This window comes from Nonomuraea sp. CA-218870, from assembly GCF_050936535.1.
Taxonomy (GTDB): domain Bacteria; phylum Actinomycetota; class Actinomycetes; order Streptosporangiales; family Streptosporangiaceae; genus Nonomuraea; species Nonomuraea corallina.
In genome coordinates, this window is sequence record NZ_JBNJMN010000002.1 from 37,952 (window position 1) to 53,166 (window position 15,215).

General features: G+C 73.8%; 12 protein-coding genes. 6 read left to right on the forward strand and 6 right to left on the reverse strand.

Annotation, left to right across the window (positions count from 1 at the left end; translation table 11 throughout):
* Positions 1-41: 41 nt before the first annotated feature.
* Positions 42-374: a hypothetical protein gene (locus ACQEUU_RS28815; protein ID WP_433072114.1), complete on the forward strand. Its 333-nt coding sequence runs from the start codon at positions 42-44 to the stop codon at positions 372-374.
* 207 nt (positions 375-581) lie between these two features.
* Here the strand turns inward: ACQEUU_RS28815 and ACQEUU_RS28820 are convergent, their stop codons facing one another.
* From ACQEUU_RS28820 to ACQEUU_RS28835, 4 genes are all read right to left on the reverse strand, one after another.
* A complete protein-coding gene (locus ACQEUU_RS28820) occupies positions 582-2,234 on the reverse strand; it encodes a DNA repair helicase XPB (protein WP_433072117.1) in 1,653 nt (550 codons plus the stop codon).
* A gap of 65 nt (positions 2,235-2,299) precedes the next feature.
* Positions 2,300-2,647 (reverse strand): hypothetical protein, encoded by a 348-nt coding sequence (locus tag ACQEUU_RS28825; RefSeq protein WP_433072119.1) that lies wholly within the window; start codon positions 2,645-2,647, stop codon positions 2,300-2,302.
* A gap of 66 nt (positions 2,648-2,713) precedes the next feature.
* Positions 2,714-4,195, reverse strand: coding sequence for an AMP-binding protein (locus tag ACQEUU_RS28830; protein ID WP_433072121.1), 1,482 nt, complete (start codon positions 4,193-4,195; stop codon positions 2,714-2,716).
* A 56-nt stretch (positions 4,196-4,251) separates the two neighbouring features.
* Positions 4,252-6,582, reverse strand: coding sequence for a helicase-associated domain-containing protein (locus ACQEUU_RS28835; RefSeq protein WP_433072123.1), 2,331 nt, complete (start codon positions 6,580-6,582; stop codon positions 4,252-4,254).
* Positions 6,583-6,627: 45 nt separating this feature from the next.
* On the opposite strand from ACQEUU_RS28835, the gene ACQEUU_RS28840 reads away from it, so the two are divergent.
* Positions 6,628-7,422 (forward strand): hypothetical protein, encoded by a 795-nt coding sequence (locus tag ACQEUU_RS28840; protein ID WP_433072124.1) that lies wholly within the window; start codon positions 6,628-6,630, stop codon positions 7,420-7,422.
* On the opposite strand, the gene ACQEUU_RS28845 is transcribed toward ACQEUU_RS28840, so the two are convergent.
* Entirely contained in the window at positions 7,413-8,084 is a 672-nt protein-coding gene (locus ACQEUU_RS28845) for a TetR/AcrR family transcriptional regulator (RefSeq protein WP_433072126.1), read from the reverse strand. The genes ACQEUU_RS28840 and ACQEUU_RS28845 overlap by 10 nt on opposite strands.
* 141 nt (positions 8,085-8,225) lie before the next feature.
* On the opposite strand from ACQEUU_RS28845, the gene ACQEUU_RS28850 reads away from it, so the two are divergent.
* Complete coding sequence (locus ACQEUU_RS28850) at positions 8,226-8,846, forward strand: HAD family hydrolase (protein WP_433072128.1); 621 nt, start codon at positions 8,226-8,228, stop codon at positions 8,844-8,846.
* A 92-nt stretch (positions 8,847-8,938) separates the two neighbouring features.
* Complete coding sequence (locus tag ACQEUU_RS28855) at positions 8,939-9,334, forward strand: cold-shock protein (RefSeq protein WP_433072130.1); 396 nt, start codon at positions 8,939-8,941, stop codon at positions 9,332-9,334.
* A gap of 35 nt (positions 9,335-9,369) precedes the next feature.
* Here the strand turns inward: ACQEUU_RS28855 and ACQEUU_RS28860 are convergent, their stop codons facing one another.
* Complete coding sequence (locus ACQEUU_RS28860; protein WP_433072132.1) at positions 9,370-10,902, reverse strand: MFS transporter; 1,533 nt, start codon at positions 10,900-10,902, stop codon at positions 9,370-9,372.
* A gap of 348 nt (positions 10,903-11,250) precedes the next feature.
* Here ACQEUU_RS28860 and ACQEUU_RS28865 point away from each other — a divergent pair, with 348 nt between their 5' ends.
* Together ACQEUU_RS28865 and ACQEUU_RS28870 are read left to right on the forward strand one after the other, a co-directional pair.
* A complete protein-coding gene (locus ACQEUU_RS28865; protein WP_433072134.1) occupies positions 11,251-12,051 on the forward strand; it encodes a DUF3027 domain-containing protein in 801 nt (266 codons plus the stop codon).
* A gap of 118 nt (positions 12,052-12,169) precedes the next feature.
* Positions 12,170-15,199: a sacsin N-terminal ATP-binding-like domain-containing protein gene (locus ACQEUU_RS28870; RefSeq protein ID WP_433072136.1), complete on the forward strand. Its 3,030-nt coding sequence runs from the start codon at positions 12,170-12,172 to the stop codon at positions 15,197-15,199.
* Positions 15,200-15,215: the final 16 nt, after the last annotated feature.

The following is a 15,215-nucleotide window of genomic DNA, read 5'->3' on the forward strand; positions in this document are numbered from 1 at the left end:
AAAAGCATTTAGCCGCCGCGGGGGGAGGGTAGGAAGTCGGCGTGGCGCGTGTGCGACTCGGCTTCTCGCCGATCCTTCCCACCATCGCGAGTTTTCTGCTGGCCGCTCTCTGGACGCTGTCGGTGTTCGCCGGCTGGGGGCTGGAGGCATTCTGCGCGGGCGGCGAGACGCCGGCGTGCGAGCGGCGGCTCGCCGCGTTCTCCTCGGTGTCGGGCCTGTTCGCGGCGGTGGCCGCCTGCCTGACGGCGGCGGCGTGGGTGCTGCCGGCGGCGCGGCAGGACGAGCGGACGTTCACCCGGTTCATGGTGATGAGCGGGGTCGCGTGGATCGCCGCGGAGGGCGTGCTGTTCCTCGGCGGTGTACTGACTAAGTGAACGATCCTCACAAACCGCTGACATATAACGAAATGCCACAAAATACGGGCATACCAGGTGGCATTGCCGGATCATCGGGTATGTCGCAGCCGGATTAGGTACCGACGGTGAGAGCACGCAGTGAGGGGGATGGTTCGATTGTCGACTGCCCGCGGGGTCTCTTGGACGTGAGACCGTGGGGCCTGGCCGCTCCGCGAGCGGCCGGGCTCACACCCCGCCCAGCACGTCGTCGGCGTCGATGATCGAATACGCGTATCCCTGCTCGGCCAGGAACCGCTGCCGGTGCGCCGCGAACTCCTGGTCGATCGTGTCACGGCTGACCACGGTGTAGAAGCGGGCCCCGCCGCCGTCGGCCTTGGGCCGCAGCACCCGGCCCAGCCGCTGCGCCTCCTCCTGCCGGGACCCGAACGTGCCCGACACCTGGATGGCCACGCTCGCCTCGGGCAGGTCGATGGAGAAGTTGGCCACCTTCGACACCACCAGGACCTGGATCTCCTTGTCGCGGAAGGCCTGGTAGAGCCGTTCGCGCTCCTTGACCCGGGTCTCACCCTTGATCACCGGCGCGTTCAGGTGCTCGCCCAGCTCGTCGAGCTGGTCGATGTACTGGCCGATCACCAGCACTTGCTCGCCCAGATGGCGGCGGACCAGCGCCTCGGTGACCCGGGTCTTGGACGGCGTCGTGGCGCAGAACCGGTAGCGCTCCTCCGGCTCGGCCATCGCGTACGCCAGCCGCTCCTCGTCGGTCAGCGTCACCCGTACCTCGACGCAGTCGGCCGGGGCGATCCAGCCCTGGTTCTCCATCTCCTTCCAGGGCGCGTCGTAGCGCTTGGGGCCGATCAGCGAGAACACGTCGCCCTCGCGGCCGTCCTCGCGCACCAGCGTCGCCGTCAGCCCCACCCGCCGGCGGGCCTGAAGGTCGGCCGTCATCCGGAAGATCGGCGCCGGCAGCAGGTGGACCTCGTCGTAGACGATCAGGCCCCAGTCGCGCGCGTCGAACAGCTCCAGATGGCTGTAGACGCCCTTGCGCCGGGTCGTCATCACCTGGTAGGTCGCGATCGTGACCGGCCGGATCTCCTTCCTGGAGCCGGAGTACTCGCCGATCTCGTCCTCGGTCAGCGAGGTGCGCTTGAGCAGCTCCTGCTTCCACTGGTGGGCGCTGACCGTGTTGGTGACCAGGATCAGCGTCGTCGCCCGGGCGTGCGCCATCGCGGCCGCGCCCACGATGGTCTTGCCGGCGCCGCAGGGCAGCACGATCACCCCGGAACCGCCGTGCCAGAAGGCGTCGGCGGCTTCCTGCTGGTAGGGCCGGAGCGTCCAGCCGTCCTGGACCAGCTCGACCGGGTGGTGCTCGCCGTCGACGTAGCCCGCCAGGTCCTCCGCGGGCCAGCCCAGCTTGAGCAGCGCCTGCTTGATGTTGCCGCGGTCGCTCGGATGGACGGCCACGGTGTCGTCGCCGACGCGCTCGCCCAGCATCGGCTGGATCTTCCTGGCGCGCAGCACCTCTTCGAGCACGGCCCGGTCGGTGGAGGTCAGCGTCAGCCCGTGGACCGGGTGCTTCTCCAGCCTGAGCCGGCCGTAGCGGGCCATCGTCTCGGCGACGTCGACGAGCAGGGCGTGCGGCACCGGGTAGCGGCTGTAGCCGATCAGCGCGTCGATGACCTGCTCGGCGTCGTGGCCCGCGGCACGGGCGTTCCACAGCGCCAGCGGGGTGACCCGGTAGGTGTGCACGTGTTCGGGCGCGCGCTCGAGCTCGGCGAACGGCGCGATCGCCTTGCGGCACGCGTCGGCCCTCTCGTGGTCGACCTCGAGCAGCAGCGTCTTGTCCGATTGGACGATGAGCGGGCCGTCGTTCACAGCCATCCCTTCAAACGGTTGACGCCTATCCAACACGCGCGACGGCCCAAACAGTCCCCCGGACGGGGAAATCAGTCGTCGAAGTGGCCGTTGACGCCCAGGTAGACGAACAGGACGGCCATCATCAGGAAGCCGGCCACCAGCACCACCCAGCTCGCGACGGTGAGCGTGCGGGCCTTCTCGGGTGCCGTGCCGGAGCGCAGGGACAGGCCGGCCAGGGCGGCGCCGACGACGCCGAGGACGTTGCAGCAGGAGACGACGCTGAAGAGGTTGAGCGCGAGCGCGACTATGCCGCTGACGTTGGGCTCGCCGCGGGCGTGCGGCCGGGGCGGCGGGTAGCCGCCGTAACCGTAGGATGGGGGCGGCTGCTCCCCGTAGGGGGCGCCGTAGCGCTGGTACGGGTAATCGTCCTCGCTCATGCCACCTCCTGACGGGTCAAGAGATATCACGGATCGGGCAAGATCCTGACTCGGTCGCCGATCCCGCTAACCGTCGAACCGCGCCCGCAGCGCCTTGCGGTCGAGCTTGAGCACGCTGGTGACCGGGATCGAGTCGACGAACGTGACCTCGCGGGGGTACTTGACGCGGCCCACGCGCTCCCTGGCCCAGGTGATCAGCTCCTCGGCGGTGACCTCCGCGCCGGCCGCGAGCTGGACGAACGCGACGACCTCCTCGCCCAGCCGCTCGTCCGGCCGGCCGACCACGCCCGACATCACCACCTCGGGGTGCCGGTTCAGGGCGTCCTCGACGTCGCGCGGGAACACGTTGAAGCCGCCCCGGATGATCAGGTCCTTCTTCCTGTCGACCACGTGCAGGTAGCCGTCGTCGTCCATGCAGCCGATGTCGCCGGTACGCAGCTCGCCGTCGACCAGCGCGGTGCCCTCGGGGTCGGGCCGGTGCTCGCCCCAGTAACCGAGCATCAGCGCCTCGCCGGACACGCAGATCTCGCCCACGTCGCCCTGCTCCACCGGCTCGCCCGAGGAGTCGCGGATGGTGATCGTGTAGCCCGGCAGCGGCAGGCCCACACTGCCCGGCTTGCGCCGCCCCGGCGGGTTGAACGTGGTCACGGCGCTGGTCTCGGTCAGCCCGTAGCCCTCCAGGATCGTCACGCCCGGCATCCGCCGCTCGAACTCCTCCAGCACGTCCCGCCCCAGCGGGGCCGCACCGCAGGTGAGGAAGGCCAGGTCAGGCAGCGGATGCGACTCCAGCGGCTCGGCCAGCAGCATCTGCAGCATGGCCGGCACCACCGTGCCGTACTGGACCCGCTGCTCGGCGGCGAGCCGCAGGAACCGCCCGGGATCGAACCATCGCATCAGCACCGCCTGGGGCGGCTCGGTGGCGTGCATCCCGGCCACGGTGACGATCAGCCCGTACGCGTGCGAGAGCGGCACCGGGACGATCGCCCGGTTGATCCCCTCCTGGTGGGAGAGCTCGTAGGCGGCCTTGGCGACCTGCCACAGGCCCGCGTGGCTGAGCATGACGCCCTTGGCCCTGCCGGTGGTGCCGCCGGTGTACATCAGGGCGGCCAGGTCGCCGGGGTCCCGCGCCACCGGGCCGTGCTCGGCGGCCCGCTCCAGCTCGGCGGTGTCGACGTACACCGGCACGTCCACCCCCGTCGCCCGTACGGTGCCGGCCAGCTCGGGCGAGGTGACCACGGCGGAGGCGCCGCTGTCGAGCAGGATGTGCCGCAGCTCGTCGGCGCCCACCAGGAACACCACCGGCGTCACCACCGCGCCCGCCGCCCACAGCGCCTGGCAGACGAGCGGCACCTCGGGGGAGGTGGCCATCATCACGACCACCCGGTCGCCGGGCCGGATGCCGGCCTCGACGAAGCCGCCGCAGGCGCGCCTGGCCCGCTCGGCGAGGCTGTGGCTGCGGTGCCACACCCCCTCGTAGCACATCGCGTCGTAGTCCTCGAACCTGCTCCACGACTGCTCGGCCAGCCTGCCCAGCGTTTGCTCGGTCACACTGCCTAACTTGCTGCGTGATCAGGCGCACCGTCAAGCCTCGGGCCGCGGCCGGGTCAGACGCCCGACACGCCCGTGATGCGGTGCAGGGCGAAGCGGTGGACGGCCGCCCGAGTCTCGTCGTAGGCGGTCAGGTAGCCGCCCTCCATCCGGGCCGGCTCCAGGATGCGGGAGGTGGCGTTGCCCTGGGAGTCGGTGTAGCCGATCCACACCCGCACCCCCTGCCGGATCGCGTCCTGAAGGATCGAGATCGTGGCCGTCGCCGGGGTCCGCGGCACCTGGCCGTCGGGCGCGCCGACCGGCTCGCGCCGGGACAGGTAGGCCGCGTCGCCCGCGCGCAGCGCCCGCACGGCCGCCGCCGCGACGCCCGGCTCGGGCCCCCCGGCCGCGACCACCTGCCGGGCCGGGGCCGGTCCCTCGGTGCGCCTGCTGTCGAGCTGGGAGATGATCACGTCCCCGTCGAGCGACTCGGGGACCGGCGCGTACCCCATCGCGCGCAGCGAGTCGACCAGCACCGCGCGCGAGGAGCGCGAGGCGATGACCGTCGGCGCCAGCCTGCGCAGGCGCAGCGCCGCCGACCGCCGGTCGGCGGTGATCTGGTCCAGCAGCGCCGGGTCGTCGCAGCGGACGTAGGCGGTGGCGGTGCCGACGCGGATCCGGCCGTGCCGCCGCGCCACGTCGGCGACGAGGTACGACAGCGCCTGCGGCACCGGGGTGGCCGAATGGCGTTCCAGCATGGCCAGCAGTTCCTCGGCCGCCTGACCGGCGTCCAGGGCGCGCCGGATCGAGCTCTCGCCGAACCGGTAGACGGTCGCGCCGCCCTTGGACTCCACGTCGGCGCTCAGCGTCATCCAGCGGTTCAGCTCGCTGGTCAGCGGCCCCGGCGCGACCGCCGTCAGGTCGGCCTGCAGCAGCACGTGATCGACCGGCTGGGGCAGCAGCGGGGCCAGCACCGGCGCCGCCTCCTCGCCGGCCGTCAGTGCCCGGCCGTGGCCGGACAGCGCGCCCAGCCCGGTGAGGCCCAGCTGCTCGGCCTCCCGCAGCGCGAACTCGGTCAGCTGCTCGCGCAGCGGCCCCCGGCGGCGCGGCTGCTCCCACGCGAGCCGTTCGAGCACCGAGTCGTGGGAGGGGGCGAGCCCCGGCGCGGACGCCAGCACGCCCAGCGTGGCCGCGCGCACCCCGGCGGCCGACGAGCGGCGCAGGTCGGGGTGGAGCGCGTTGAGCGGCTTGTCGCGGTCGTCACGCTCGCCCACCAGGCCCGGCACCCGGTCCATCGCCAGCCAGGCCGCGGCCAGCGCCACCCACCGGTCGGCGGTCGACCGGACCCGCCACAGGTCGTAGCCGGCGGTCGGCAGCCACTCGCCGTCGACGCCGCCGCCCGACGCGATCAGGCCCGCCGCGTACGCGACCTCGACCACCAGCGCGGCGGCCCACTCGGGCAGGTCCAGCTCGCCGGCCGTGCGCTTCATGTCGCGCACGCCCAGGCCCCCGGTGCGCAGCACGCCCGGCGGCTCGATGCTCCACCGCTCGCACAGCTCCTCGACCGCCCGCACGAACGCGAACGCCTGCCCGGCCGCCGTGCGGTCGGCCAGCTCCTGGTCGCGCGCCACGCCCTTCAGCGCGGGCGGCAGCGCCGCCAGGTCGCGGTGGACCCGCCCGCCCCGCAGGTGGAGGCCCACCTCGCGGGGGAGCGTCACGTTCTCCTCGCCCGTCGCCGCCAGCAGGCCCCGGGCCAGCAACTGCTCGATCGGCGAGCGGGCCGAGGCGATGCGCACCTCGCGCCTGGCGTTGGGCACCCGGCCGGTCGGCGGGCCCCAGGCGAGCTGCTCCAGCGCGGCCCGCGCCTCCGGGGACACCTCCTCGATCAGCCCGCCCGGCTCGGCCAGCGCCGCCGCCAGCCGCTCGCGGCCCGAGCCGGTCGAGCCGGGGGCGACGTCGTCGGCCATCTCGTCGAGCCGCTCCGGCGGATGATGGCGGAACGCCACGTCGGCGGGCGGGCCAAGCCCCGCCGGGTCGTCCAGCACCTTGCGCACGCCGGGGGCCAGGTCGAGCGCGCTGTCGGGACCGTACACCAGCGCCAGCTCGCGCAGCCGGTCGAGCGCGGCCGTCAGCGCGGGCTCCGGCCTGCCCGCCGCCAGCGCCGCCGCGATCAGCTCGCGCAGCGCCGTCTTCCTGACCGGGCCGTCCCGCACGGCCAGCGTCTCGACCACGGCGAGCGTGAAGCGGTCGAGCCGGTCGAGCACCCGGGCGATCGCCGACGGGCTGCTCGCCCGCGCGGCCAGGCCTTCCAGATGCGCCGGCACCGGAGTGATCAGCTCGGGACGCGCCGTCACCAGCGCCCGCAGCTGCTCGTCGGTGCGCCCCCTGATCCACTCCGTGAACTCCATCGTTGCCATGGTATGTCCCTGCTGTTTGAGGCAGCATTGCCAGGCGTGAGAGAACGAGCCGACCTGCTGATCCTCAACTACGTCAGCAAGGCCGCCGACGCGGCCCACGGCGTGCTGAGGCCCGAGCAGCGACTCGACTTCGCCCGGCGGCTGCGGGCCAGGATCGAGGAGGAGCGCCGGGGCAGCCAGAGCGCCAGGGACGTGACGAAGCTGCTCGCCCGCTTCGGCGACCCGGTGATCCTGGTGGAACGCGAGGCCCGGCGCCTGGCGGGACCCGCGCCCCGGGACCCGGCCGCCGGCGGCGGGGAGAGGGCCACGGTCGCGTTCCCCTCGATCCGCGACGACCTGCCGGCGGGCGCCGTGCCGCGTGGCCCGCGGCCGGCCAGGCAGGGGCGCGAGCTGCCGTTCGCGGGGCTGCGCAGGGCCGCCATGTCGGTGGCCGACCCCATGGTCACCGAGAGCAGGGACGCCAGGACCGTGGTCAAGGAGCACCCCCGCGAGGTCGCCGCCCTGGTGGTCCTCGTGGTGGCCGGGCTCCTGGTGCCGTTCGGCCTGCCGCCCGTGGCCATCTTCCAGGTGCCGGTGATCGCGTGGGCCGCCGGCGCGGCGCTGGTGATGTTCGGCGACGCCTGGAAGCCGCGCGACCGGCTGATCGGCGTGGCCGCGCCGCTGATCGGCTACGGCGCCGGCGGCCTGGTCGTCGGCGGCCTCCGGGTCGGCGGCGAGCCGGGACTGCGGAGGTTCGTGGCCGAGTTCTACGACGCGAGCGGGGTCATGTTCATGATCGGTACGGGGGCGGGCGTGGCCTGGCTGGGCTACCGGCTGCTCGATCAGGAGTGAACGGCGGCGGGCGTCGGCAGCAGCCCGACGGCCAGCCGCACCCAGGCCGCCACGAACCGCTCCTTCTCGGTGTGGCCCAGCGACTCGCCCACGGTCTCCTGGAACAGCCGGTACTGCACCACGGCCCCGCCCAGCACGGCCGAGACGGCCTGCCAGTCGACGTCCGCCGAGCGGTACTCGGGCTGGGCCCTGAACCACGTCACGATGGCGTCGAACATCGGCTGCAGCAGCCCCCGCCGGACCACCGCCACCAGCTCGGGGAACTGGCTCAGGTCGCGGAAGAAGATCCGGGTCAGCTCCGACTCCTCGCGCACCTTGGCCAGCCCCGCCCGGCACAGGTGCGACAGCCTCTCCTCCAGGTCCGCGGAGGTCTCCATGGCGTTCAGCTCGGCGAGGCTGCCGGCCACCTGGCCGCTGGTGCGGGCGGCGTGCTCGTTGATCGCCGCGGACAGCACCTCGTACTTGGACTTGAAGTGCCGGTAGAGCCCGCCGGCGCCGGGTGAGAGGCCGGAGGCGGCCTCGATCTCGGCCACCGACGTGGCGGCGTAACCGCGTTCGGCGAACAGCCGCAGGGCCTCGTCGATGATCCGCTCGCGGGTGTGGATCGCGGCGGCCCTCGCGGGCGGGGTCCCGGAGTCTTCCGTGCTCGGCGATGTCGTCATGTCGTTCGTGATACCTCCGGTCATGGAGGGTAGCCGCCGGTCCGGACGGACCTGGACTGCCGGGGCAGGACCTTCCGAGGTCTACGGTCCCACGACATCGGCCGTTACGCGTATCGGAAGGTTCTTTGGCATCCTTCAGATGTGGCGACATCGGTGGGATTCGACCTCGACATGACCCTTGCCGACACCAGGATCGGCATCGCGGCCGTCTACGACGAGTTGTCGGCCCGGCTCGGCGTGCCCATGGACAGCCGGGCGATCGTCGCCAGGCTCGGCCCGCCGCTCGAGACCGAGCTGGCCAACTGGCTGCCCGCCGAGGAGGTCGCGGCCGCGGCCGACCTGTACCGGGAGATCTATCCCGAGGTGGGGGTGCCCGTGCACGTCGCGATGGACGGCGCGCACGAGGCCGTCGAGAGCGTCAAGTCCCGCGGCGGGCGGGTCATCGTGGTGACGGGCAAGAATCTGCGCGACGCGACGAGCACCGTGCGCAGACTGGGGTTCGACGTGGACCACGTCGTGGGGTCCGTTTTCGGCGCGGACAAAGGCGCGGCGCTCACCGCTTTCGGCGCCGCCGCATATGTCGGCGATCACGTCGCCGACATCGAAGCGGCGCGGGCCGGCCGCGCGGTCAGCGTCACGGTCGCCACCGGCCCTTACACGGTGGGGCAGCTGCGTGACCACGGGGCGGACGTGGCGCTGGGCGACCTGACCGAATTCGCCGATTGGTTCGCCGGTTGGCAACAGGGTCACGAACTCGGGTAATTCACCGGCAATTACCCGGTCGCTCTGTCGCGCTACGGGGCATAACCTACATCCATTCACCTAATCCACGACGTTCTGAACGAGGTCCTCCTGTGCCGAGTGGCAAGGTCAAGTGGTACGACGCCGACAAGGGGTTCGGCTTCCTCACCCGCGACGACGGCGGTGAGGTCTTCGTGCATTCCTCCGCGCTGCCGGCCGACGCCGGGCCTCTCAAGCCCGGGCAGAAGGTCGAGTTCGGCGTGGCCGAGGGCAGGCGCGGCCAGCAGGCGCTCTCCGTGCGGATCCTGGAGCAGCCGCCGACGCTGGCCAAGACCAAGCCCAAGGCCAAGCGGAAGAAGCCGGACGAGATGGTGGTGATCGTCGAGGACCTGATCAAGCTGCTCGACGGGCTGTCGACGTCCTACCAGCGCGGCAAGCACCCCGACGCGGCGCACGCCAAGAAGGTCGCCGTGGTGCTGCGCGCCGTCGCCGACGACCTCGACGTCTAGCCTCCCGGCCTCCGACCTTCCGGGAGCCTCCGGTCTCAGGGCGGGTTGGTCAGCGGCTTGGTGCGGTCGACCGGCTCGGGCGGCGCGTACGGAGCCGTCTCGGCGTGCGCCGCGGCGTGCGCGGCGGCCTGCCTGGCCCGCGCCCCGGCCGTCCGGATGCGGGCGCGGCGCCGTACGACGAGCCAGCCGAGCGTGACGGTGAGCACGGCGGCCAGCGTGACCAGCCCGGCCGTGCTGCTCTCGGTGAGCGACAGGCCGAGCCCGATCAGGCCGCCGAACACCCAGGCGAGCTGGAGGAACGCCTCGACCACGCCGAACGTCGACGAGCGCACCTCCTCGCCGATCTCCTGCTGCACGATCGCGTCCAGCGCGAGCTTGCCCAGCTCCTGGGCGAACGCGGTGACGACCGAGATGGCCACCGCGGCCCACAGCCCGAAGAGGACGGCGGTGACGACGGCGGTGACCGCCGTCGTGGCGAGCGTGAGCAGGACGATCAGCCCCGGCGCGTGGTTGCGCGTCCAGTTGGCGATCACCGCGCCGACCAGGCCGCCCAGCCCGGCGGCCAGGGCCAGCACGCCGATGGTCTTGGTCAGGTCGAAGAACGGGTCGGGCGCGGGCGGCGCCAGCCACGGCACCGCCTTGTCCTGTACCAGGAAGAGCAGGAAGAACAGCAGGAAGCCGGAGAACAGCCGGATGGCGACGTTGGCCCAGACGGCCTCGGCCACCGCGGGGCCCACCTGGAGCAGCGTCCGCCAGCGCGGCGCCCTGCCCTCCTCGGGCGTCTCCTCCTCCAGGTCGGGCGAGTCGACGTGGCGCGGCAGCCGGACCGCGAAGACCCCGGCGACCAGGAACACCACCATCACCACGCGCAGCATGGTGGCGCTGCCCAGCCAGAGCGTCAGCCCCGCCCCGACCGGCACCATCACGCCCGCCGTCACCAGGGAGAACAGCGCCACCCTGGCGTTCGCCGACACCAGCGTGATGTCGGCGGGCAGCACGCTGGGCATGATCGCGGCACGCGACACGTTGTAGGCCTTCGACAGCACCAGCACGCCCAGCGCGCCCGCGAACAGCGTCAGCAGGTCCTGCGGGCCGACCGCCGCCGCCATCGCGAAGCAGAGCAGGCCGCGGCCGAACAGCGTGCCGGCCATCACGTAGCGCCGGCCCGACCTGAACCGGTCCAGGATCGGCCCCACGAACGGCGCCAGCAGCGCGAACGGCAGCATCGTGATGACCAGGTAGAGCGCCACCGGGCCGCGGGCCTCGCCGACGGGCACCCCGAAGAAGACGGTGCCGGCCAGCGCGACCGTGACGAGCGTGTCGCCGGCGCTGTTGCCGGCGGTCAGCTCGATCAGCCGGCCGAGTCCGGTGCGGTCGGCGCCGTTGGCGTGGGTGAGCCGGCGGGTGGCCCGGCCGACCGACCGCGCCGCCCCCGCGGTCGCCTTCCCGGCCCGCACGGTGCCGCCCGCGGTCGCCTTCCCGGCGCGCGCGGTCGCCCGGCCCGCGCCGGCGACGCCGCGCCCGACGCGCCGGGAGAGGTCGCGCGCTCGCTCCCAGCCACCTTCCACGCCTACCAGTCTTACCCGATCGTCACGCCGACCCCCACTCCCGCTCGTGTACCGATCGCGGTCATCCGTCTCTTCGGCCGCGTTCCCGTAGATCTTCCCGTGGCCGCCCTTGCCGGAGCCCTCACCGGCCCCCGCCGGACCGGGCCCGGACGCCCGGGTTCCGGCCGGCGCGGGCCCGAGGGCGGTCCGCGTACGGGAACAGGCCGGTAGATCTCGGCCGGAGACGGCCACAGGCGCGAGGTTTCTCGGCCGGAGAAGGAGGGAAAGCGGGCTTCTCGGCCCCGGCAGGGTCGGCTATGGGTGAGAATGAAGTGTGAGCGAACAGCACCTTTCGGCGGAGGCAGGCCGATGAGCCGTGCCAGGACCCGCTCCGCCGCGCCCGACCAGGCCTGCGCCGCCGCCGTCGACCTGGCGCGCGCCGCGGCCGAGGAGCTGGCGCGTCCCGGGGAGCCCGGCGAGCACCTGGGCTACGAGAGCGAGGGCGACCGGGTCGTCACCCACTACTTCGCCTGCCAGGACCGCGCCTATCGCGGCTGGCGGTGGGCCGTCACCGTCACCCGGGCGTCGCGGGCGAAGAAGGTGACGGTCAGCGAGGCCGTCCTGCTGCCGGGCTCCGGCGCGCTGCTCGCCCCCGAGTGGCTGCCGTGGAGCGAGCGCCTGCGCCCCGGCGACCTGGGCGTCGGCGACCTGCTGCCGACCCCGGAGGACGACGACCGGCTGGTGCCGGGGTTCACCGAGAGCGACGACGAGGTCGAGCAGCAGACGATTTTCGAGTACGGCCTGGGCCGGGCCCGTGTGCTCTCGGCCATCGGCAGGGACCGGACCGCCAGACGCTGGCATTCCGGCGAGCACGGGCCGCACACACCGATCGCACACGCCGCTCCCGCGCAGTGCTCCACCTGCGGCTTCTACTGGCTGCTCGCGGGTGGGCTCCGGCAGCTGTTCGGGGTCTGCACTAACGAGTACGCGCCCGACGACGGCAAGGTGGTCGCCGCCGACCACGGCTGCGGCGCCCACTCGGAGGCCGCGGTGCTGCCGCCGCCGGTCGAGCAGGCCGGGCCCATCCTCGACGACCTGGGCTTCGACCTGATGGAGGAGGAGGCGGGGTCGGTCGGCGCGGGCGACTCCGAGGAGCTCGGCCACTCCTGACGCCGGCGGCCCGCCACCGCGGACCCGCGGACCCGGCCCGCCCGAACAGCGGGGGCCGGGCGCGGGTTCCCACTAATCTACGGTGGCCCCGTACCGTTCGAACACAGGATCGTGACCGATGACCGACACCTTTGGCACCGACCGGATGCGAGCCGCCGTGCTCGCGGCGTGGACGGCGTCGCCCGCCCGGTTCCGCGAGGACGCCAACGCCGAGGAGGACTTCGCGCTCGGCGGCTACCGCGACCGGCTGATCGTGGAGCTGGCGCAGAACGCCGCCGACGCGGCGCTGCGCGCCGGCGTGCCGGGGATGCTCAGGCTGACGCTGCGCGGCGCCCTGCTGACGGCCGCCAACACCGGCGCGCCGCTCGACGCGACCGGCGTGGAGAGCCTGGCCACGCTGCGCGTGTCCGGCAAGCGGGACGAGGCGGGCGCGGCGGGCCGGTTCGGCGTCGGGTTCGCGGCCGTCGTGTCGGTCTGCGACGAACCGGCCATCGGCTCGCGCGGCTCCGCCTCGGTGTGCTGGTCGCGGGCGCGGACGGCCGAGCTGGCCGGCGCGGTGCCGCGGCTCGCGGCCGAGCTGGCCGCCCGGTCCGGGCACGTGCCGCTGCTGCGCCTGCCGTTCGAGGCCGACCCGCTCGACGTGCCCGACGGGTTCGACACCCTGGTACGGCTGCCGCTGAAGGACGAGGCGTCGGCCCTGGCGGTCCGGCGCATGCTGGAGGAGACGGGCCCGGCGCTGCCGCTGGGCATGCCCGCCCTGTCCACGATCGAGATCGACCTCGACGGCGAGCTCCGCACGGTCACCGCCGACGGCTGGCACGTCGTCACCGAGTCGGGCCGGTTCTCCACCGAGCAGGTGGCGGAGCTGTTCGCCGACCGGCCCACCGAGGAGCGGGCGCGGCCCTTCTGGTCGGTCCGCTGGGCGGTGCCGCTGACCGGCACCGGCGAGCCGGGGCCGCTGCCCGCCGCGGTGCCGCCGGTCGTGCACGCGCCGACGCCCAGCGACGAGCCGATCGACCTGCCCGCGCTGCTCATCGCCTCGTTCCCGATGGCCACCGACCGCCGCCACGTGGCCAAGGGGCCGCTGACCGACTTCCTGGTCGAGAAGGCCGCCGACGCCTACGTCCGGCTGGTCGAGGAGCTGCCGCGCACGCCCAAGCTGCTCGACCTGGTGCCCTCGTACATGGGCAAGGGGGAGCTGGACGCGCGTGTCCGCCGCGCCGTGCTCCAGCGCCTGCCCGGCACGCCGCTGCTGCCCGCGCTGTCGGCGCCCGCGCCCGCCGTGCGGACGCCCTCGTTCGCCGACGCCGAGGTGTACGAGCCCGACGCCGAGTGGCGGGTCGAACACCCGCCGCAGGAGCCGGGCGCGGACGGCTGGGTCGTCGCGGGCCGCGAGGCCGCCGTGGTGGCCGGGTCGGCCGCGCTGCTCGACGCCGTCGCGGGGTTCGTCCCCGGGCTGCTGCCCGCGGGCTGGCCCGCCCGCCATCCCGCGATGACGTCGCTGGGCGTGCGCAGGGTCGAACTGTCCGAGGTGGTCGACCTGCTGTCGGGGGAGGCGGTGGAAGGGCTCGACCCGGCGTGGTGGCACGCGCTGTACGAGGTGCTGCCGGCCGACGACCCCGAGTCGCTCGGCGCGCTGCCGGTGCCGCTGGCCGACGGCCGGCTGGTGCGCGGCCCGCGCGGCACGCTGATCCTGACCGAGGGCGGCGCCGGGCTCGACCTGACGCCTCTCGGGCTGCGCATCGTGCATCCGGAGGCCGCCCACCCCGCGCTGCTGCGGCTGGGCGCCGCCGAGGCCACCCCGCGCACCATCCTGGACGACCCGATCACCAAGGCCGCCGTCGCCCAGTCGCTCGACAGCCCCGACCCGGCGCTGGTGGCGCACGCCGTGCTGTCCCTGGTCCGGGCGGCGGGGCTGACGCCGGGCGAGGCGCCGTGGCTGGCCGAGCTGGCGCTGCCGGGAGCCGACGGCGAGCTCTACCCGGCGGGCGAGCTGATGCTGGCCGACGGGGCGCTGGCCGGGCTGCTGGAGCCCGACACCCATCTCGGCGTGGCCGCCCGCGACCTGGAGGAGACGTACGGGCCGCGGGTGCTGGAGGCGGCGGGCGTGCTCGACGGGTTCGCCGTGGTGCACGACTCCGACGTGCTGCTCGACCGTGACGAGTGCGACCACGACCTCGACGGCGAGGAGGAGTGGCTCGACCACGTGCTCGACCTGCTGCCGGAGCTGGACGTGCCGCCGGTGGTGCCGGACTTCGTCGCGGTGCGCGACCTGGAGCTGGTCGCCGACTGGCCGGCGGCGCTGCGGCTGCTGACCCGGCCGCCGCTGCGGGCCGCCCTCCACCCGCTGCGGATCGAGGGCGTCGAGGTGCCCTCCTACACCGCCTGGTGGCTGGCCGGCCACCCGGTGCTCGACGGGCGCAGGCCGCGCGAGCTACGGCTGCCCGGCGCCGATCCGCTGCTGCAGGGCCTGTACGCGGACGCGCCCGGCGGACTGGACGAGGGGGCGCTGGCCATGTTCGGCGTGCGCGGCACGCTCGCCGACCTCCTCGACTCCCATGGCGGTCCCGAGGAACTGCTCGACCTCATGGCCGACGAGTCGATCGAGGTCGACCGGGCCCAGCTGCGCTCGCTCTGGATGGCGCTGGCGGCGGTCGAGCCGGACCGGGTGGCCCCGCCCGCCCGGGTGCGGGCCGTCCTCGGCGGCGACATCGTGGTGGCCGACGCCGAGGACGTCGTCGTGGTGGAGGCGCCCGACCTGCTGCAACTGGTCACCGACCGGCCGCTGGTGCTGGCCCCGTACGACCTGGCCGAGTCCCTGTCGGAGCTGCTCGACCTGCCGCTGGCCGGTGAGGTGGCCTCCGGCGAGGTGACGTCGTCCGGCGAGACCCGGCAGGTGCCGCCCCAGGTGCGCTCCCTGCTGCCGACGGCTCCGGAGACCTACGTCGAGCACGAGAAGCTGCTGGTGGACGGCGTGGGCTGCGCGTGGCGCTTCTACGAGGGAGCCGTCCACTGCGCCGGCCTCGACGGCCTGGCCCGCGGGCTGGCCTGGGCCACCGGCCAGTGGAACGACCGGCTGGCGGTCGCCGCCATGCTGCGCGACCCGTCCGCGGTGCCCCTCCTCCTGGCGGAGGCCGACCTGTCGTGAGTCCCCGGCCCGCTCT